The sequence below is a fragment of the Arthrobacter sp. NPDC090010 genome (assembly GCF_044748305.1).
Classification (GTDB): Bacteria; Actinomycetota; Actinomycetes; order Actinomycetales; family Micrococcaceae; genus Arthrobacter_E.
This window is the reverse complement of record NZ_JBIVFT010000004.1, coordinates 278,114-297,958: the sequence shown is the minus strand read 5'-3', so window position 1 is coordinate 297,958 and position 19,845 is coordinate 278,114. Positions and strand designations below refer to the sequence as shown.

Annotated in this window: 19 protein-coding genes; 14 read left to right on the top strand and 5 right to left on the bottom strand. The window is 66.8% G+C overall.

The window, feature by feature from the left end:
* Positions 1 to 66: 66 nt before the first annotated feature.
* Positions 67 to 540: a succinate dehydrogenase hydrophobic membrane anchor subunit gene (locus ACIPXZ_RS09055; protein WP_400592667.1), complete on the bottom strand. Its 474-nt coding sequence runs from the start codon at positions 538 to 540 to the stop codon at positions 67 to 69.
* 3 nt (positions 541 to 543) lie between these two features.
* Entirely contained in the window at positions 544 to 924 is a 381-nt protein-coding gene (gene sdhC, locus ACIPXZ_RS09050; RefSeq protein ID WP_400592664.1) for a succinate dehydrogenase, cytochrome b556 subunit, read from the bottom strand.
* A gap of 226 nt (positions 925 to 1,150) precedes the next feature.
* Here sdhC and ACIPXZ_RS09045 point away from each other — a divergent pair, with 226 nt between their 5' ends.
* The 9 genes from ACIPXZ_RS09045 (at position 1,151) to ACIPXZ_RS09005 (ending at position 11,955) form a co-directional block, all read left to right on the top strand.
* Positions 1,151 to 2,314, top strand: coding sequence for a mannose-1-phosphate guanylyltransferase (locus tag ACIPXZ_RS09045; RefSeq protein WP_400592662.1), 1,164 nt, complete (start codon positions 1,151 to 1,153; stop codon positions 2,312 to 2,314).
* Positions 2,315 to 2,366: 52 nt separating this feature from the next.
* Positions 2,367 to 3,581 (top strand): amidohydrolase, encoded by a 1,215-nt coding sequence (locus ACIPXZ_RS09040; RefSeq protein ID WP_400592659.1) that lies wholly within the window; start codon positions 2,367 to 2,369, stop codon positions 3,579 to 3,581.
* Between the two features lie 174 nt (positions 3,582 to 3,755).
* Positions 3,756 to 4,868, top strand: coding sequence for a BMP family protein (locus tag ACIPXZ_RS09035; RefSeq protein WP_400592746.1), 1,113 nt, complete (start codon positions 3,756 to 3,758; stop codon positions 4,866 to 4,868).
* A 182-nt stretch (positions 4,869 to 5,050) separates the two neighbouring features.
* Complete coding sequence (locus ACIPXZ_RS09030) at positions 5,051 to 6,670, top strand: ABC transporter ATP-binding protein (RefSeq protein WP_400592656.1); 1,620 nt, start codon at positions 5,051 to 5,053, stop codon at positions 6,668 to 6,670.
* Positions 6,636 to 7,853: an ABC transporter permease gene (locus ACIPXZ_RS09025; RefSeq protein ID WP_400592653.1), complete on the top strand. Its 1,218-nt coding sequence runs from the start codon at positions 6,636 to 6,638 to the stop codon at positions 7,851 to 7,853. Before ACIPXZ_RS09030 ends, ACIPXZ_RS09025 begins: the two co-directional genes overlap by 35 nt.
* Positions 7,850 to 9,133: an ABC transporter permease gene (locus ACIPXZ_RS09020; RefSeq protein ID WP_400592650.1), complete on the top strand. Its 1,284-nt coding sequence runs from the start codon at positions 7,850 to 7,852 to the stop codon at positions 9,131 to 9,133. The genes ACIPXZ_RS09025 and ACIPXZ_RS09020 overlap by 4 nt, the downstream gene beginning before the upstream one ends.
* Positions 9,134 to 9,135: 2 nt before the next feature.
* A complete protein-coding gene (locus ACIPXZ_RS09015; RefSeq protein WP_400592647.1) occupies positions 9,136 to 9,594 on the top strand; it encodes a cytidine deaminase in 459 nt (152 codons plus the stop codon).
* A gap of 14 nt (positions 9,595 to 9,608) precedes the next feature.
* Positions 9,609 to 10,934 carry a thymidine phosphorylase gene (locus tag ACIPXZ_RS09010; protein WP_400592644.1) on the top strand — a complete coding sequence of 442 codons (1,326 nt, stop codon included), beginning with the start codon at positions 9,609 to 9,611 and terminating at the stop codon, positions 10,932 to 10,934.
* A gap of 313 nt (positions 10,935 to 11,247) precedes the next feature.
* Positions 11,248 to 11,955: a DedA family protein gene (locus ACIPXZ_RS09005; protein ID WP_400592642.1), complete on the top strand. Its 708-nt coding sequence runs from the start codon at positions 11,248 to 11,250 to the stop codon at positions 11,953 to 11,955.
* Between the two features lie 19 nt (positions 11,956 to 11,974).
* On the opposite strand, the gene ACIPXZ_RS09000 is transcribed toward ACIPXZ_RS09005, so the two are convergent.
* Both ACIPXZ_RS09000 and ACIPXZ_RS08995 read right to left on the bottom strand, forming a co-directional pair.
* Positions 11,975 to 13,297: a hypothetical protein gene (locus ACIPXZ_RS09000; RefSeq protein WP_400592639.1), complete on the bottom strand. Its 1,323-nt coding sequence runs from the start codon at positions 13,295 to 13,297 to the stop codon at positions 11,975 to 11,977.
* 37 nt (positions 13,298 to 13,334) lie between these two features.
* Positions 13,335 to 14,066: a class I SAM-dependent methyltransferase gene (locus ACIPXZ_RS08995; protein WP_400592636.1), complete on the bottom strand. Its 732-nt coding sequence runs from the start codon at positions 14,064 to 14,066 to the stop codon at positions 13,335 to 13,337.
* 221 nt (positions 14,067 to 14,287) lie between these two features.
* Between ACIPXZ_RS08995 and ACIPXZ_RS08990 the strand changes: the two genes are divergently transcribed.
* Entirely contained in the window at positions 14,288 to 15,421 is a 1,134-nt protein-coding gene (locus ACIPXZ_RS08990) for an adenosine deaminase (RefSeq protein WP_400592634.1), read from the top strand.
* 2 nt (positions 15,422 to 15,423) lie between these two features.
* Positions 15,424 to 16,146, top strand: coding sequence for a MazG nucleotide pyrophosphohydrolase domain-containing protein (locus ACIPXZ_RS08985; RefSeq protein ID WP_400592631.1), 723 nt, complete (start codon positions 15,424 to 15,426; stop codon positions 16,144 to 16,146).
* Between the two features lie 43 nt (positions 16,147 to 16,189).
* Here the strand turns inward: ACIPXZ_RS08985 and ACIPXZ_RS08980 are convergent, their stop codons facing one another.
* Entirely contained in the window at positions 16,190 to 17,143 is a 954-nt protein-coding gene (locus ACIPXZ_RS08980) for an MBL fold metallo-hydrolase (protein WP_400592628.1), read from the bottom strand.
* 47 nt (positions 17,144 to 17,190) lie between these two features.
* Between ACIPXZ_RS08980 and ACIPXZ_RS08975 the strand changes: the two genes are divergently transcribed.
* The 3 genes from ACIPXZ_RS08975 (at position 17,191) to ACIPXZ_RS08965 (ending at position 19,817) form a co-directional block, all read left to right on the top strand.
* Positions 17,191 to 17,571, top strand: coding sequence for a helix-turn-helix domain-containing protein (locus tag ACIPXZ_RS08975; protein WP_400592626.1), 381 nt, complete (start codon positions 17,191 to 17,193; stop codon positions 17,569 to 17,571).
* Between the two features lie 143 nt (positions 17,572 to 17,714).
* Positions 17,715 to 18,995 carry a phosphopyruvate hydratase gene (eno, locus tag ACIPXZ_RS08970; protein ID WP_400592623.1) on the top strand — a complete coding sequence of 427 codons (1,281 nt, stop codon included), beginning with the start codon at positions 17,715 to 17,717 and terminating at the stop codon, positions 18,993 to 18,995.
* A gap of 111 nt (positions 18,996 to 19,106) precedes the next feature.
* A complete protein-coding gene (locus tag ACIPXZ_RS08965; protein WP_400592621.1) occupies positions 19,107 to 19,817 on the top strand; it encodes a septum formation initiator family protein in 711 nt (236 codons plus the stop codon).
* Positions 19,818 to 19,845: the final 28 nt, after the last annotated feature.

Below are 19,845 nucleotides of genomic sequence, written 5' to 3'. Positions count from 1 at the left end.
TCTCTCTTTCGAGTCAAATTCTTCCGCGCAGCCCGGTCACTGATGGCCTGGACTGCGGCTGGCACGCTACGGGGCCGGGCAGAAGGACGGGGCGCCGTCCATGAGCTGGCCGTTCAGGACGGGGCACGGATCGAAGGTGAAGATCACCAGGGTGCCCAGTACGACGACGACGGCGGCGGCCACGTAGAGAAGGGTCTTCAGCACCCGGCGGGTGGCGTTCTTCTCGGCGTAGTCATTGATGATGGTGCGGACACCGTTGGTGCCGTGCAGGAATGCCAGCCACAGCATGGCCAGATCCCAGAACTGCCAGAACGGATCGGCCCACTTGCCGGCGACGAAGCCGAAGTCGATGGCGTGGATGCCCTGGCCGACCATGAGGTTGACGAAGAGGTGGCCGAAGATCAGGACCACGAGGACGACGCCGGACAGGCGCATGAAGAGCCATGCGACCATCTCGAAGTTGCCACGGGAACCGGAGGTGCGGCGATACTGCGGTGCGATGCGGCTGTTGCCGCTGCGAGGAGCCTGAATGGTGCTCATGACTCAGTGACCTCCCAGTGCCAGGGACAGGTGACGGATGGCGAAAGCGGCGAAGACCACGACCCAGATGATGAGCACGGCCCAGAGCATCTGGCGCTGGTACTTGGCGCCCTTCTTCCAGAAGTCGATGGCGATGACGCGCAGACCGTTGAAGGCGTGGAAGAGAATCGCGGCCACGAGGCCGGTCTCCCCGAGTGCCATGATCGGGTTCTTGTAGGCACCGATGACGCTGGTGTAAACCTCGGGGGACACACGGACCAATGAAGTGTCGAGAACGTGCACCACCAAGAAGAAGAAGATCACAACACCGGTGATTCGGTGTCCAACCCAAGACCACATGCCTTCCCGGCCGCGGTACAAGGTGCCAGCTGGTTTCGTCGGCACTGAATAAACCTCCCTGGAACACGGCAGCGCTGGCATGTAGTCCATGCGGGGGGAACGCATGCTGTGTGAGCCCAATAAGCCCAAGCCAAATCTAGGCTTCGCTCACAGCTTATTCAATTCAGCATCGCCTTGCCTTCATTAACCGGGACGGCGAATCCGGACAAATGCGACTGCGGATGAGATTAACGCCACACCCCGGGGCCTGAACGAGGCTGCCTGCCCGGGAATGAACGGGGTGATCGCCTACCATGTGGAGGTGACTACAGACAGTGTGCAGGCCCGGACCGAGTCTCTGGGGCGTTTCTTCGCGGTCATTCCCGCGGGCGGTGTGGGGACCCGCCTGTGGCCTCTTTCGAGGGCCGCAGCCCCCAAGTTTCTTCACGATCTGACAGGTTCCGGCAGCACGTTGATCCGCGCCACCTATGATCGGCTCGAGCCTCTCGCCGGGGACCGCGTCCTCGTCGTGACAGGCGAAGCCCACCGGGCCGCCGTGTGCACGCAGCTTCCGGAGCTGAGTGACCGGGACCTGGTCCTGGAAAGCGAGCCGAAGGACTCCGGGGCCGCCATCGGCCTCGCCGCGGCGATCCTGCACGAACGCGATCCGGAGACCATCATGGGTTCCTTCGCCGCGGATCAGGTGATCAGTCCCACGTCCGTCTTCCAGGCCGCCGTCCGGGAAGCGATCCACACGGCGGCCACCGGGAAGATCGTGACCATCGGCATCCGTCCGACCCACCCCTCCACCGGTTTCGGCTACATCCGGGTCGGTGATCTGTTGCATGTGGACGGAGCCCCGAGCGCGCACGCCGTCGTCGAGTTCGTCGAGAAGCCTGATGAGTCGGTGGCCCGTCAGTACCTGGCCAGTGGCGACTACGTCTGGAACGCGGGAATGTTCGTGGCCCCGGTGGCCCTCATGCTCAAGCACCTGGAGATCAACCAGCCGGAACTGCATGCCGGGCTGATGGAGATCGCCCGCGCCTGGGACACCCCGGACCGCGCTGCGGTGACCGCACGTGTCTGGCCGACGCTGCCCAAGATCGCGATCGACTATGCGGTGGCCGAGCCTGCCGCAGCGGCTGGGGACGTCGCCGTCGTGCCGGGCGAGTTCGGCTGGGACGACGTCGGGGACTTCGCCGCCATCGGACGGCTGAACAATGCCCGCGAGGTGGACGATGTGACGGTGCTCGGTGACGAGCCGCGCGTGTTCACTGAGGACGCCAGCGGCGTCGTCGTGGCGGACACCAAGCGGGTGATCGCGCTGATCGGCATCCAGGACGTCGTGATCGTGGACACCCCGGATGCCCTTCTGGTCACGACGACCGAGCATGCGCAGCAGGTCAAGAGTGCCGTCGATGCCCTCAAGGCCAGCGGCGATACGGACGTTCTGTAATCCCGCGTGACCTTTTGAGGTTTTCCCTCACGGTCGCTTTAGAGTGTCAAGGGTGCGCAACTACTCCAGCGAATCGAACCCGCCGCAGCTCGCCGGGCCGTGGCTCGAGCCCCTTCTGCCCGAGCTGATCGAATTCCGCCGTGACCTGCACGCGCACCCGGAACTCTCCTTCAAGGAATTCCGGACCACGGACCGGATCGTGGCCCGCCTTGACGCGGCGGGTCTGAAGCCCCGCCGCCTCGAAGGCACCGGCGTCGTCGTCGACGTCGGTGAGGGACCCATCGCGACCGCACTCCGCGGCGACATCGATGCGTTGCCGATCATCGAGGAGACCGGGCTTCCCTTCGCAAGCACCAACCACGGGGTGACCCACGCCTGCGGTCATGACGTCCACACGACCACGATGCTGGGTGTGGCGCTGACGCTGCAGGCCATGCACCAGGCCGAGCCGCTCGGTGGCACCGTGCGCATCATCTTCCAGCCCGCCGAGGAGACCATGCCGGGCGGAGCGCTCTCCTGCATCGCTCAGGGCGTTCTGGACGGGGTGCCGCGCATCATGGCGCTGCACTGTGATCCCAAGATCGACGTCGGGAACATCGGCACGCGCATCGGCGCGATCACCTCCGCGTCGGACACGATCAAGATCGAGCTCAGTGGCCGCGGCGGTCACACCTCGCGCCCGCACCTGACAGAGGATCTGGTCTTCGCCCTGGCTCAGATCGCGGTGAATGTCCCGGCCGTGCTGTCCCGTCGGATCGACGTGCGCAGCGCGGTGTCCGTGGTGTGGGGCCAGATCTCGGCCGGTTCGGCTCCGAACGCGATCCCGGCCTCCGGGTACATGGCGGGGACGATGCGCTGCCTGGACCGTGACGCCTGGCATGGCGCGGGTGAACTGCTGGACCAGGTGGTGCAGCAGGTGGCTGCACCCTACGGCGTGGACGTGCACCTGGAGCACACACGGGGCGTCCCGCCGGTGGTCAACTCCGAGCATGAGACCGCTCTGATCGAGGCCGCGGCCCGGGCGGAGCTGGGGGAGAACGCGGTGGTGCTGACGCCCCAGTCCATGGGCGGCGAGGATTTCGCCTGGTTCCTGGCTGAACTTCCGGGCGCGATGATGCGGCTGGGCACCCGGGTGCCGGGCGGCGAGGAATACGATCTGCACCGTGGCGACTACATCGTCGACGAGCGGGCGCTGGGCAACGGCATCAAGGTGCTGGCAGGCGCGGCCCTCCGCACGATCAGGGACTTGACCGACCCGGACGACTGAGAGATCTGCCGCCCGCCGATCTACTCATAGGTAACAAATATTCAACAATCAGTGCATATCCAGCCGCCCGTGGTAGCGGGCGGCGTGGATCACTGAGTAATGTTGCCTTCATCACCGCCCGGGCCGTCGATGCCCGGGCCTTTCGAGTTTTCTGGAGGACTCTTGAAGATTTCCATGGACAAGCGCGCCCTTCGCGGCGTGGCCAAGCGGGGCTCCCTGCTCGGCGTCGCGGGTGTCAGCGCTGCCGCCCTGATGCTGAGCGCCTGTGGAGCCGCCCCTGAGCAGAAGTCCGGCGGTGACGCCAGCAGCAAGGACTACAAGGCATGCATCGTCTCCGACTCCGGTGGTTTCGATGACCAGTCCTTCAACCAGTCCTCCTATGACGGTCTGAAGAAGGCGGAGAAGGACCTTGGCATCACCGCCAAGGAGATCGAGTCCAAGTCGAACAACGACTTCGAACCGAACCTCCGCGCGATGGTCTCCGCCGGCTGCAATCTGACCGTCACGGTCGGCTTCCTGCTCGGCGACGCCACCAAGGCACAGGCCGCGGCCAACCCGAGCAAGCACTTCACGATCATCGACTTCGCGTACGACAAGGAGATCGCGAACGTCAAGCCGATCATCTACGACACGGCGCAGGCGGCGTTCCTGGCCGGCTACACCGCGGCTGCCACCACCAAGACCGGCAAGGTCGGAACCTTCGGTGGCATCAAGATCCCGACCGTGACCATCTTCATGGACGGCTTCGCGGACGGCGTGAAGTACTTCAACGAGAAGAAGGGCAAGAACGTCCAGCTTCTCGGGTGGGACAAGGACAAGCAGGACGGCACCTTCACCGGTGACTTCGAGAAGCAGGACAAGGGCAAGCAGGTCACCAAGTCCCTGCTCGACGGCGGAGCGGACATCATCATGCCGGTCGCCGGTCCGGTGGGCAAGGGTGCTGCCAGCGCGCTGAAGGAGGCCAAGGCCGCGGGCAAGGACGTCAAGCTCGTCTGGGTCGACTCCGATGGCTACCTGACGGCCCCGGAGTACAAGGACCTCATGCTGACCTCGGTCATGAAGAAGATGGACGAGGCCGTGGAGACCGTCGTCAAGGATGACAAGGACGGCAAGTTCAGCGCCAAGCCGTACGTGGGCACCCTGTCCAACGGCGGCGTCGCCGTGGCGCCGTTCCACGACCAGGCGTCCGCCGTTCCGTCCGACCTTCAGGGTGAGCTGGATGCCCTGCAGAAGGACATCATCGACGGCAAGATCAAGGTCGAATCGCCGGCCAGCCCCAAGCAGTAAGACTGCTCGCACGACGGTGCCGCCGTCCCGTGGGCCCAGTGGTCACACTGGCCCCGGGACGGCGGCTCTTTGCGTGAAGGAAAAGACTGCACAGCGCACGGAAGGCTGGGATAGCCTGCTTGCGTGACCGATGCGGTCGCCGGAGCGCCTCAGGCGTCATTTGATGGAACGGAAACAACAGCGTGAAACTTGAGCTTCGGGGGATCACCAAGACCTTCGGCACTTTCATGGCCAACGACCACATCGATGTGGTGGTCGAACCCGGCCAGATCCACTGCCTCCTCGGCGAGAACGGGGCAGGCAAATCCACCCTCATGAATGTGCTCTACGGGCTCTACGAGCCCACCGAGGGGCAGATCCTGGTGGACGACGAGCCCGTGGGGTTCCGCGGGCCGGGTGACGCCATGGCGGCGGGCATCGGCATGGTCCACCAGCACTTCATGCTGGTCCCCGTCTTCACCGTGGCGGAGAACGTCGCCCTCGGTGCGGAGAGCACCAAGGCCGCCGGATTCCTGGATCTGGAGACCACCCGGAAGCGGATCCGCGAGATCTCCGATCAGTACGGCTTCAATGTCGACCCGGACGCTCTGGTGGAGGACCTCCCCGTCGGCGTGCAGCAGCGGGTCGAGATCATCAAGGCCCTGGTCCGTGACGCCAGGGTCCTCATCCTGGACGAACCCACCGCCGTGCTGACCCCCCAGGAGACGGATGAACTCCTGGACATCATGCGTCAGCTCAAGGCCTCCGGAACCTCCATCCTTTTCATCTCCCACAAGCTCCGTGAGGTGAGGGCCGTCTCCGACACCATCACCGTGATCCGCCGCGGCAAGGTGGTGGGCAACGCCGATCCGAGCGCGTCCACCACGGAGCTCGCCGCGCTCATGGTGGGCCGCCCGGTGAGTCTCACCCTGGACAAGGACGCGGCGAAACCGGGTGCCACCACGTTCAGCATTCGTGACCTCACCGTCCTCGCGCCGAGCGGACAGCATGTGGTGGACGGCCTCGATCTGGACATCGCCGAAGGAGAGATCCTCGCCGTCGCGGGTGTCCAGGGCAACGGCCAGACCGAACTGACGGAAGCGATCCTCGGGCTTCAGAGTCATGTGACGGGATCCATCACCCTTGACGGCAAGCAGCTTCTCGGCCGCAGCGTCAAGGAGGTGCTGCGCGCCGGCGTCGGCTTCGTTCCCGAAGACCGCAAGGACGACGGCCTGGTCGGTCCGTTCTCCGTGGCGGAGAACCTGGTCCTGGATCTCTACGACACCGCCCCCTTCGCCCGCGGCCTCGCGATGAGCCCGGCGCAGGTCGCTGCCAACGCTTCAGCCAAGATCGACGAGTTCGACATCCGGACGCCGTCCGGGGCGACCGCGGTCGGTTCCCTCTCTGGAGGAAACCAGCAGAAGGTGGTCATGGCGCGTGAGCTGTCCCGGCCGTTGCGGCTGTTCATCGCGTCCCAGCCGACCCGTGGTGTGGATGTCGGTTCGATCGAGTTCCTGCACCGCCGGATCGTGGAGGAACGGGACAAGGGCGTGCCCGTCATGATCGTCTCCACGGAACTGGACGAGGTCGTGGAACTGGCGGACCGGATCGCCGTCCTCTACAAGGGCAAAGTGGTCGGCATCGTGCCGGCGGACACCCCGAGGGACGTTCTCGGTCTGATGATGGCCGGGGTTCCGGCCGACGAGGCGGGCGCGGATGAGACTCCCGCCCGGGAAGCCGCTCCCGCGGCAGCGCAGGACACTGAAGCACGGAGCACTGAAGAAGGAGATGCCGGTGAACAGCCAGGCAGCGTCGAAGCCTGAGGGCCAGGACGTACTGAAGAAGATCTTCACGGGCAATGCGCTCGTGTCCGTCCTGGCGGTCCTCCTGGCGATGATCCTGGGAGGCCTGCTCATCGCGGCCACCGACAAGGACGTCGCCTCGACGGCGGGATACTTCTTCGCGAGGCCCACTGATTTCCTGGCGGCGTTCTGGAACGCCGCCACCAAGTCCTACGTGGCGCTGTTCCAGGGCGCCGTCTACTCACCGGACGTCACGGGTCCCTTGGGCGGGTTCGGCCCTCTCATGGAGACCCTGACCATTGCGACGCCGCTGATCACGGCCGGTCTGGGTGTGGCCCTGGCCTTCCGCGCCGGTCTGTTCAACATCGGCGCCCAGGGCCAGATCATCGTCTCCGGCACGCTGGCCGCCTACCTCGGCTTCGCCTGGCACCTGCCCCCGGTCCTGCATCTGATCCTGGTGATCATCGCCGGCGTCCTGGGCGGCGCCGTGTGGGGCGGCCTGGTCGGATACCTCAAGGCGAAGACCGGTGCACATGAGGTGATCCTGACCATCATGTTCAACTACGTGGCGCTGTACTTCCTGCGCTACCTGCTGACGATCCCGGCCTTCCAGCGTCCGGGGGAGAGCAACCCGATCTCGCCCACCCTGGACGCCAATGCGCTCTACCCGCTGCTGGCAGGCGATCAGTACCGTCTGCACGCCGGCTTCCTGCTGGCCATCGCGGCCACGGTGTTCGTGTGGTGGCTGCTGAACCGCTCCACCTGGGGCTTCGAGTTCCGTGCCGTGGGCGCAAACCCCAAGGCGGCGCAGACCGCCGGTGTCAATGTCTCCCGTGCCACCGTCCTGGTCATGGCCTTCGCGGGTGCCCTTTCCGGGCTCGGCGGTGTCGCCCAGGTGGCGGGCACCGAGAAGGTGCTGACCGACGGCGTGGCTGCGAGCTACGGCTTCGACGCCATCACGGTGGCTCTGCTGGGCCGCTCGACGCCGTGGGGGACCTTCTTCGCAGGGCTCCTGTTCGGGGCGTTCCGTGCCGGTGCCGTCCAGATGCAGATCCAGACGGGCACCCCCATCGACATCGTTCTGATCGTCCAGTCCCTGATCGTCCTGTTCATCGCCGCCCCGCCGCTGGTGAAGTCCATCTTCGGCATGAACCGCAAGAAGAAGGCCGCCAAGGCCGTTTCGCTCACCGGAGGTGCCGCATGAGCACAGCAGTCGTAACCCCAGCCCCCGCGGAGATCGTGGCCAAACCCGTGGGATGGAAGACGCCCGTGCTGCTCGGGATCGTGGCCATCGCCACTTTCCTGTTCTGCGGGATTCTCGGACCGGATTCCTCGGCGGGATTCCAGATCTCCCAGGACGGGGACTTCTTCCAGCTGCCCGTCGTGACCCTGCCGGGCAAGGCGACGGGCCTGGTGCTCGGCGTCCTGATGCTCGGAATCGCCGCCTGGTCCGTGATGCTGCGTCAGCGCAGCCGCACGGTGCCGATCTGGGCCATCGCGGTCTTCGCGGCGTTCTTCGTCATCGCGTTCCTCACCACGGTCGTCGGTGGAGCGCGCCTGCATGAGATCTCCCTGGCCGGTCTTCTGGCCGGTTCCGTGACCCTGGCCGTGCCGCTCGTCTTCGGCTCACTGTCCGGCGTGCTCTGCGAGCGTGTCGGCGTGGTGAACATCGCCATCGAGGGACAGCTGCTCGGCGGCGCCTTCACCGCGGCCCTGGTGGGCAGTGTGACCCACAATGCCTTCGCGGGCCTCGTGGCCGCCGCTGTCGCCGGCGCACTCGTGTCGATGGTGCTGGCGGTGTTCAGCATCAAGTACCTGGTCAACCAGATCATTGTCGGTGTCGTGCTGAACGTGCTGGTTTCGGGCCTGACCGGCTTCTTCTTCTCGACCTTGCTGCAGTCCGATCCGGAGAACCTCAACTCGCCGGCCCGCCTGCCGGTCATCGAGATCCCGGTCCTCTCGAGCATCCCGCTGATCGGGCCGATCCTTTTCAAGCAGTCGATCATCGGCTACCTGATGTACATCGCGGTGTTCGTGGTGTGGATGGGACTGTTCAAGACCAAGTGGGGCCTGCGGGTCCGTGCCGTGGGCGAGCACCCCCAGGCTGCGGACACGCTCGGCATCAACGTCAATGCCACGCGCTTCTGGAACGTGACTCTCGGCGGTGCGATCGCCGGCATCGGTGGTTCCTACTTCACCCTGGTGGCGGTGGACTCGTTCACCAAGGAGATCTCCGGGGGCCGAGGCTTCATCGCGCTGGCCGCCCTGATCTTCGGGCGCTGGAACCCCATCGGAGCCTTCCTGGCGGCCCTGTTGTTCGGCTTCGCCGACAACCTTCAGTCGCTCGTGACCATCATCGGCACCCCGGTGCCGAGCCAGTTCATGGCCATGTTGCCTTACCTCGTGACCATCCTCGCCGTTGCGGGCCTGGTCGGCCGGTCCCGGCCGCCGGCAGCCAGCGGTGAACCTTATGTGAAGGAGTGATCGTGCCGGAAAGCACGACGACGGCGGCGGCGCGCCGCGGTGATCCCGATTGGGAGGCGCTGCGGCGCGCCGCCGTCGTAGCCATGGAAAAAGCGTACGCACCCTATTCGAAGTATCCGGTGGGGGCGGCGGCGCTGCTGGACGACGGCAGGGTGGTGTCCGGCTGCAATGTCGAGAACGCGAGCTACGGTCTGACCCTGTGCGCCGAGTGCACGCTGCTCGGGCAGATCAGGATGGGCGGCGGAGGCCTGATCAGGGCTTTCTACTGTGTGGACGGGGCCGGAGCTGTTCTGATGCCCTGCGGACGTTGCCGGCAGCTCCTCTATGAATTCAGGGCGCCGGACATGGTCCTGATGACAAGTCACGGGATCAAGACGATGGACGAGGTGCTCCCGGATGCCTTCGGGCCCCAGCACCTCGAGGAGGCGGGACCGGACGACGCCGTTCCCGCCGCAGGATGATGAGGAGGGGAACCATGAGTGAAGCATTCGATGCCGTGGACGTGATCCGCACCAAGCGGGACCGTGGTGTGCTCAGCGCCGGACAGATCGACTGGGTGATCGACGCCTACACCCGCGGCGTAGTGGCTGAAGAGCAGATGGCTGCGCTGAACATGGCCATCCTGCTCAACGGGATGACCCGGGATGAGATCTCCCGTTGGACTGCCGCCATGATCGCGTCGGGCGAGCGGATGGACTTCTCTTCGCTGCGTCCCCGTGAAGGCGGCCCCGCGAACGCGGGCGGTTCCAAGCCGACCACGGACAAACACTCCACGGGTGGTGTGGGGGACAAGATCACGCTTCCGCTCGCGCCCCTCGTGGCGGTGTACGGTGTGGCCGTGCCACAGCTTTCCGGGCGGGGGCTGGGCCACACCGGAGGGACGCTGGACAAGCTCGAGGCGATCCCCGGTTGGCGTGCGGCGCTCAGCAATGACGAGATGCTGGCGCAGCTCCAGGACGTCGGCGCGGTCATCTGTGCTGCTGGATCGGGGCTGGCCCCGGCCGACAAGAAGCTGTACGCCCTGCGCGACGTGACCGGAACCGTGGAAGCGATCCCGCTCATCGCCTCGTCGATCATGAGCAAGAAGATCGCCGAGGGCACCGGTTCCCTGGTGCTCGACGTCAAGGTGGGCAGTGGTGCCTTCATGAAGGACGAGGATCAGGCGCGCGAGCTGGCCCGGACCATGGTGGAGCTCGGCCACGATGCCGGGGTGAACACGGTCGCGCTGCTGACCGACATGTCCACGCCACTCGGCCTGACCGCGGGCAATGCGATCGAGGTCGAGGAGTCCGTCGAGGTGCTCGCCGGTGGTGGTCCTCAGGACGTCGTCGAGCTGACCGTGCGGCTGGCCGAGGAGATGCTGCTGGCGGCTGGTGTCCGTGACGCCGATCCGGCGTCGGCGCTGAAGGACGGCCGGGCCATGGATGTGTGGCGGCGGATGATCGCCGCTCAGGGTGGCGATCCGGACGCCGCGCTGCCTGTGGCCAAGGAGAGTGAGACCATCCTCGCTCCGGCCGACGGCGTGCTCGTGGAGCTCGATGCCCTCAAGGTGGGTGTGGCCGCGTGGCGGCTGGGCGCTGGGCGGGCCCGCAAGGAGGACGTGGTGCAGGCCGGAGCCGGAGTGCGCATGCACGCCAAGCCCGGCGCCGTCGTCCGTGCCGGTGAGCCGTTGCTGACCCTCCTGACCGACACCCCGGAGCGCTTCGAGCGGGCCAAGGACGCCCTGGAGGGGGCCTTCACGATCGCCCCCGACGGAGCACGTCCCGCTCAGCGACTGATCCTGGACCGGATCGCTCTCTGAGCCCCGTCCGCCGAACTCGCGAGTTCCGTGCGAGTTCGTGGGTTCTTTGAGCGGTTTCGCACGGGAACAGCGAGTTCGGCGAAGAGGTCCGGCGTTCTTGGATGCACTCCCGAACGGGTGGCCCGGACGGGGTCTTCTCCATCCCTGGTATGAGGCCATGGATGCCCCAGGATCGGCCTGCGGGCTGAAGCCTCGGAGCATGGTGGAGGCGTACCGTTGAGTATGTAGTCTTCGTGGTGGCCGTGTAGCGAACGGCACGGCCACCATGGGACACTTTTCCTCATCTTCCTTCTCAGTCACAGGAGTTCCCCGCGTGGATCATCTGAACCTCTGGCTGGCGCATGCAGCCGGCCAGCCCTGGGTTTATCCCGTGCTCCTGGTCTTCTTCTTCGTCGATGGATTCGCCACCATCCTCCCCAGTGAGACAGCCATCGTGGGCCTTTCCGCGCTGTCCCTGCACACAGGGGAACCCAACCTTCTGCTGCTCGGGCTCACCGGCCTGGTCGGCGCGATCGCGGGTGACAACACCGCTTACCTGCTGGGCCGGAAGATCGGCCTGGACCGCTGGAAATGGATGCGGCGCCCGAAAGTGGCGAAGATGTTCGAGTGGGCGCGTTATGAGCTGGAGAAGCGCGGCGCCGTCCTGATCTTCACCGCGCGGTACATCCCGTGGGGCAGAGTGGCCGTGAACTACGTGGCCGGACAGACCGGCTTCAAGCACCGGAAGTTCTTCTGGCTGGACGCTTTCGCCTGCCTGACCTGGGTGGCGTACTCGATGGGCATCGGCCTGCTGGCCGGCCGCTGGGTCCACCACAATCCGCTGCTGGGAGTGGTCATCGCCGTCGTCTTCGCGGTGATCCTCGGCTTCGTCATCGATCACGCCCTCCGCTGGTGGCACAAACGGCAGGGGCAGGACGAGCAGTTGCAGCGGCCGGTCCGGCTCCGCGATGCGAACGGCCAGATCACCGAGGCCGAGACCACCACCCCGGACGGTAAGCCGGAAACCCCCTCCGCACACTGAGCGGGGGACGGCGGCAGGCTCACGACGACGGCGACCACGCCCGCTGTCCATCGCCTTCCCACTCGCTCCCGGAATCCGGATCGACCTCGGCGTCCACCAGCCAGTACGTGGTCAGGGGTGCCCAGCCGGCGAGTACCGCGTGACCCCGTGGAGTTCGTGTGGGAAGGCCCGGTCCCAGCAGCTGCGCCCCCTCGTCCGGCTCCGTCGGGAACGGCACCGGGATGGCGATCCCGGCCGAGGACAGGTAGCCGCGCAAACTGAGATGGACGGCGTCGAACTCGGCGGCAATGGCGTCGAAATCGGGGATGAACCAGGGCTCCACTCCACCCGTGATGCGATGCCAGTCGTGACGTCGTGACGCACTCACCTCGAAGGGGAACCGCCCGCACAGCCAGGCCCAGTCCCTTGGGCCGTCGATGATGAAGAGCCTGGGTTCCCGCAAGGCCCGGGGACTCGCGAGCCGGTACACCGTGGCACGTTCCCAGCCGTGCGGATCTTCGACGATTCGCAGACCTGTCGGTTCTCCGGGGTGTGGCCCCTGCCCGGGTTCCGTCATCGACGCGGGCCAGGCCGGGGAGGTGATCATCAGGCTGTTCGGGGGAGTGGACCACCACTCCCCGCTGTACCGTGCCGCAGGATCGGCGGGTACGTCGAGGATCGCCCGGCTTTCCCGCGCGGTGGTCCGGTCCCACCACTGCTCCAGCAAGGCGCTTGCCTTCGCCGGGGTGGGCGGCAGGCCGTGCTCGACACCCAGGGCGCTGTTGTCGAAGTCCACGAACCACTGCTCGTCGGGGTCCGGGAGTGAGTCGAGGCCGAAGTGAAGGATTGCCTGGGCCGCCACACAGGCGAACGGGAACAGCGCCTGACGGATCGGTTCCCGAGAGGCCAGGACCTCCTCACCATGGACCTCGCCCCAGTACGAGGCCTCGAAGACGGTGGTGATGAGCGCATCGAGCAGCTCGGGCCCGCTCGGGGCGGCCGGTTGGTAGCGGCCGAGACTCCCGGCCAGGGCTTCATACGGGAGTGGACCGGGCATCTGCGGTTCAGCGGGCTCCCGGTATCCGGGGCCGAAATGCCGAGGCAGGCCGGCCCAGCCACGTTCGCCCGGACCGCGCCGGGACAGGATGGCACTGACGCTTTCGTCATAGGCCGCCTCGCGGAGTGCCGCGAGGTCCTGCCAGGCGATGTCCTCGCCCAGGTCCTGGGTCTGAGGAGACTTCTGGATGCTCAGGCATGCCGTCTCGAACGCCAGCCGCAGGCCTCGCGGTGAGCACAGCATCGCCCGGGCGAAATCGTCCGAAACGGCCTCGGAGGAATGCTGCCCGGCGTCGTCGTTCCCCATGACGGGAGCCTAACCGAAACGCCAGGCGTCCCCGCGGTCAGCGGCGGACCGCCTCCACCACGAAGATGCGCGAGTCCTCCTGGACCGGGGCACGGTGCCAGTCACCCCAGACGGCCCGGACGTCGAAGCCGAGCGCATCCAGCTGTTCCATCACGGTGGCCTCGGAACGGAAGGCGAGCGAGAAGTCGTGGGAGAGGTCTTCGCCGTCGAGCTCATTGCGGGACCGAAGACGGACTGTGCCTTCCCCGTTCCCATCCACGTCCGCCTGGAGCAGCTCGAACCATTCCCGCAGCGTGCCGTGCGGGGTCTCCCGTTCGCTCGGGGCGGCGGATGTCCAGGACTTCCACTCCCGCGGCCCGGGATTGCGGCTTTCGAAGGCCAGCACGCCGCCGGGCCGGAGAGAGGCGTGCAGGTCCGCCAAGGTGCGTGGCCATTCGGCGTCGGGGATGTGCTGGGCCACGTTTCCGCTCATGATCGCCACATCGTGCGCTCCCGGAGGAATGGAGCGGCTGTCGCCGAGAATCCAGTCGACCCGCTCGGAGCCACGCCGGTTCCGGGCGAACGCGAGCATGGCCGGGGAAGGGTCGATACCGACCACGCGGCGGCCGGGCGCGCCGAACGTGATTGTCAGAATCCCGGTGCCGCACCCGAGGTCCAGAACCGAGCGGGCGCTTGCGTGGTCGACCAACGAACGGTAGTAGTCGTGATCCGGGCCATCCGGATTGTCGATGTCGTACAGCTCCACGAGCCGTGAGTCGAGATCAGCCATGCCCCCACGCTAACAACCGGGGCCGCGTGAGGTGAAGGGCGCTGCGCTCGCAGGGGGACCTCGCCTGAGAACTCCCAGCCGACTACCGCGCAGTCGGCTCCCCACGCTCGTCCCTCCCTACCGGCTCCCAAAACTCGCTTCGCTCGCTTTGGGTCCCTCGCCGGCAGGGGCCCAGCCCGGGGACCTCGCCTGAGAACGCCCAGCCGACTACGCTTGGCCTCGTGACTGAAGCCCTGAACAACACCGCTGCCGCCCCCGACTTCGACCTCAGGAACCTGCCCAAGGTCTCCTTGCACGATCACCTGGACGGAGGACTGCGCCCGGCCACCATCATCGAGCTGGCCGCCGCCGTCGGGCACGAACTGCCCTCCACCGATGCCGTGGCCCTGGGCGAGTGGTTCCGCGAGTCCGCTGACTCGGGTTCCCTGGTCCGGTACCTCGAGACCTTCGACCACACGATCGCCGTGATGCAGACCCGGGAGGGGCTGATCCGCGTGGCGAAGGAGTTCGTGGAGGACCTCGCCGACGACGGCGTCGTCTACGGCGAAGTCCGCTGGGCCCCGGAGCAGCACTTGCAGCGTGGCCTGAGCCTGGACGAGGTCGTCGAGGCCGTCCAGGAAGGACTCGAAGCGGGCATGTCCTCCGTCGAGGAAAGCGGCCGCGAGATCCAGGTGGGCCAGCTGGTGACCGCCATGCGTCATGCCGACCGTGGTCAGGAGATCGCCGAGCTCGCTGTCCGTCATCGGGACCGCGGCGCCGTCGGCTTCGACATCGCCGGTGCCGAGCTGGGCTTCCCGCCGTCGCGCTTCCGCGACGCCTTCACCTACCTCGCAGAGAACAACTTCCCCGCCACCGTCCACGCCGGTGAGGCCGACGGACTGGCCAGCATCCAGTCCGCCCTGGTGGACGGCCGCGCTCTGCGCCTCGGCCACGGTGTCCGGATCGCCGAGGACGTCACCGTCGAGTTCGAGAACGACGACGACGGTGACCAGGTGGGCCTCGTGACCTTCGGCAGCCTCGCCTCCTGGGTCAGGGACCGTGGCATCGCGTTGGAGATCTGCCCGTCCTCGAACCTTCAGACCGGTGCCATTGCAGGCTTCGGTGAGGAGATCGCCGATCACCCCATCGACATGCTGTACCAGACCGGCTTCAACGTCACGATCAACACGGACAACCGCCTCATGAGCGGAGTCACGTTGACCGACGAGTTCGAGCTTCTGGTAGAGACCTTCGACTACGACCTCGACGACCTGCTGGAGCTGACCCTGAACGCGGCCGAGGCCTCCTTCCTGCCCCTGGAGGAGAAGGAAGCACTGGTCGAATACATCAACGAGGCCTACGCCAACCTCGCCTGATCATGGAACGAGCCACGGGCACGGAGGTGGGTGCGGGGGAGCAGACCGTGCTCCTGCTGGAATGCATCGCGCTTCTGCGCACCCACTGCCCGTGGACTCGCGCCCTGAGCCACGAGAGCCTCCTCGAGTACCTGATCGAAGAGGCGCATGAAGTCGTCGAGACCGTGGAGCGTGGCAGCGATCTGACGCAGGAACTCGCTCAGGAGCTGGGCGACGTCCTGTATCAGGTGGTGCTGCACGCACGGATCGCGGAGGAGGAAGGCCGCTTCGGTTTCGGCGACATCGCCGACGGTCTCCGCCGGAAACTGATCCGCCGCAACTCGCACGTCTTCCAGCCGGACGGCCGATTGCGCGACTCCATCCCGGCCACGATCGAAGAGATCGAAGCCCGCTGGGATGAGGTCAAGAGGGCGGAGAAACCGCGCCGTGGTTCGGTGTTCGACGGCGTTCCCGAGTCGCTGCCGGCGCTCGCGCGCGCGGCGAAACTGCTCAGCCGTGCCGAGCGTGCCGGCGAGTCACTGACCCCGCCCCTTGCACCCGCGCCGTCGTCGGACGGGGTATTCCCCGACGAGGTGTTCGGCGACGAGGAAGCGCTCGGCGAGGCACTCCTCGCGATCGTCGCCGAGGCCCGGAGCCGGGGTCTTGACGCCGAGCGCGCCCTGCGGGCGGCTCTCCGGCGTCGGGAGCCAGGCACTGAGCCCTCGCCTGGCCCGGCCGGGACCTAATGGATCGCCTGTGTTAAATAGCACGCCAGGCGGCGCTGCGGGCTCATAGCCGAGTCGCCCTTCCGTGGTCGTGGCTCGGGATCACCGCCACCGATGGCGGCAGAGCATGCAGGCGATGGAGCGCCCGCCAGTTCGCCTCCCGGTCGGTGTCGACCAGACACCCCGGGAATCCGGAGCGCTGCCGCAGCTGCTCGATCTGATTCCCGTGCCAGGCGACGTCTCCCGCCAGCAGGACCGGCCCGCCGTCCGTGGCAAGCAGGATCCCGATGCTTCCCGGCGTATGACCGGCCAGATCCACCAGCACCACGCTTCCGTCGCCGAACAGGTCGTGGCTGCGGTCGAAACTCAGGACCGGTGGTCCCTCCAGGGTGAAGGTGAACAGTTCCCGTCCGCCGAGCGCCCGACGGACACCGCCTGCCGGAGCGCGGGACCCGGTGGCGGCCCAGCTCATTTCCGTCTCATGGAGGAGCGCCGGCAGCTCTGGGAAGTCGAGCAGTCCTGACACGTGGTCCCAGTGGGCATGGGTGCACAGGGAGACATCAGGAACGATTCCTGCTTCCTGGAGGGCCACCGAGGTCGGAACGGTCGAGGCCGGAGGCTTGATCGTGGCGCGCATGAGCGGTTCGAGGTCCGGCATGACCCGGGTGCGGGCTTCCGCCGGAATCGCCGGGTCCACGAGGATCCTGGCCGTCGGATGATGAATGACGAACGACTGCAGGCTGAGCTGGTCTGCTCCGGCCAGTCGTTCGAAGAGAAGGCGGCCCGGCACGGCGCGGGGCACTTGGCGGAGGAGCTGAAGGCGCACCGTCCGCCGGGCCTTCGGAAGAGGGGCTGAGGCTCTCTCGGCGAACGTGGAGAGCAGCCGCCGGTCCGGGCGGCGCGGCAGCGCGAGGGACCGGACCTCGGCCAGGGCCATCGACACGGCGTCGGAGGGGGTCAGGGGTGCGGCACGGGAGTCGAGGCCGGCGAACGGATTGGGGCGGGAGGTGACGTCCATGGCATCGACAGTAGAAGTTCAGGTCGACCTGAAGGCAAGATGGGTTCATGAGGATCGCCCGTGCGGCCGAGTTGGCCGGAGTCCCCACCCATGTGCTCCGCCATTGGGAGGACGAACTTCTGCTCAGGCCCGGGCGGCGCGCTGGGAATCAGCGCGACTACACCCAGGATCAGGTGGATCAGGCGGTGATCATCCGCCGGCTGCGCGTGGCCGGAGTGGGGATCCCCACCCTCAGGCAGCTACTGGCTGCGCCCGCCGCCGAGCGCGGGGCCATTCTCGCCGCCGTTGCCGGGCGGCTGGAGCAGGAAGCCGCTCAGGCGCACTCCGCGGCAGAGTTCCTTCGTCACACCACGAGCTGCAGCCACGCCGTGATCGAGGAGTGTCCCCAGTGCGCGCGTTACGCCCGCGGTGGTCCCGGCGAGCGTTAACACTCCGCCCCCGAAGCGTGGGGGACGGGCCCCTGCGCTAGGCTTGTGGCGGGACGAGGCCGTCCTCACCGCGCGGCCCATCCACGACTGAGTGAGCGATGTGTCCACACGGTGACATGTCAGCTGAAGAACAGGAGCTTTTCATGGCGCTCATTGATGCCATCCACGCCCGCGAGATCCTCGATTCCCGTGGCAACCCGACCGTTGAAGTTGAAGTCCTCCTGAGCGATGGCTCGCTGGGACGCGCGGCGGTTCCCTCCGGTGCTTCCACCGGTGAGCACGAGGCCGTGGAACTGCGCGACGGCGACAAGGGCCGTTACCAGGGCAAGGGCGTCCAGCTGGCCGTCGACGCCGTCATCGAGACCATCGGTGAAGCGCTGGAAGGCTTCGACGCCACGGACCAGCGCAGCATCGACGCCGCCATGATCGAGCTCGACGGCACTCCGAACAAGGGCAAGCTCGGCGCCAACGCCATTCTGGGCGTCTCCCTCGCCGTGGCCAACGCCGCTGCTGCCTCGGCTGATCTGCCGCTTTACAAGTACCTGGGCGGCCCGAACGCCCACGTGCTGCCCGTGCCGCTCATGAACATCCTCAACGGCGGCTCCCACGCCGATTCCGATGTGGACATCCAGGAATTCATGGTCGTCCCGCTCGGCGCTGAGACGTTCTCCGAGGGTCTCCGCTGGGGCGTCGAGGTCTACCACAACCTCAAGTCCGTGCTGAAGGAGAAGGGCCTGGCCACGGGCCTCGGCGACGAGGGTGGCTTCGCCCCGAACCTGCCGAGCAACCGCGCCGCCCTGGACCTCATCCAGGAAGCGATCGTCCGTGCCGGCTACACCCCGGGCAAGGACATCGCGCTGGCTCTGGACGTCGCCTCCTCCGAATTCTTCAAGGACGGCGCCTACCAGTTCGAGGGCAAGTCCCTCTCCGGCGAAGAGATGAGCGCCTACTACGCTGAGCTCGTCGACGCCTACCCGCTGGTCTCCATCGAGGACCCGCTGGATGAGAACGACTGGGACGGCTGGAAGCACCTGACCGACACCCTGGGCTCCAAGGTCCAGCTGGTGGGTGACGACCTGTTCGTCACCAACCCGGTCCGCCTGCAGCAGGGCATCGACTCCGGCACCGCGAACTCGCTGCTGGTGAAGGTGAACCAGATCGGTTCCCTGACCGAGACGCTGGACGCCGTGTCCCTGGCTCAGCGCTCCGGCTACACCACGATCACCTCGCACCGCTCCGGCGAGACCGAGGACACCACGATCGCGGACATCGCCGTCGCCACCAATGCCGGCCAGATCAAGACCGGCGCCCCGGCCCGATCCGAGCGCGTCGCGAAGTACAACCAGCTGCTGCGCATCGAGGAGGAGCTCGCTGACGCCGCCGTGTACGCCGGCCGCGGCGCCTTCCCGCGTTTCAAGGGCTAATACCCGCACGCTGAACGGAACGGTGGTTATGGTTGAAGGAACCATGACCACCGTTCCGGCGTTTAACCGCGCAGACGTTGACCGAACTCCACCGACCGTGAGGTGATCACCGTGGCCACCCGCCGCCCCAAGGTTCCGCGCGCCCATGTTCTCGACGGCGGAAGCCCGGCCCAGCGCCCCGCGCGCCCGGCAGCCGCGTCCGAAGCCGAGATCGCGGATCTGGCGGCCAAGGCTCGCGAGAAGGGCGCCGGCCAGGAGCCGGCCGCTCAGAAGAGCCGTCCCGCACAGCAGGCGGGTGCCCAGGTCAAGGGCAAGGCCTCGAATGCAGGACAGCAGTCCGCGTCGAAGGGGAAGGCAGCGGCGTCCAAAGCTTCCCCCGCGGCCACCGGTGCCGACCGGTCGACCAAGGAGGACCAGGAGACTGCCGCTCCAGTTCCCGCCAGGGCCTTCTCCGGCAGGCTCCTCGCCCTCGGACTGGTGATGCTGGCCATCACCGTTCTCCTCGCGCCGACGGTGAAGAACTGGTGGGAGCAGCGTCAGCAGATCGCCCAGCTGCGATCGGACATCAGCGACCAGCAGGCTCAGCAGGATGATCTGAAGAAGCAGATCAGTCGCTGGCATGATCCCGCCTATGTGCAGCAGCAGGCCCGGGATCGCATTAACATGGTGATGCCCGGCGAGACCGGGTACTGGGTCTTCGGCAAGGACGGTGGAACGGCAGGCGTGCCTTCCACCGGGACGGCTGACGGCAGCACCGCTGCGGGGAACACCGACCCCTGGACCCAGAAGTTCCTGGACTCGGTCCGGGAAGCGACCAAGTAGACCACCCGGCGCAGGCTCAGGCCCGGCC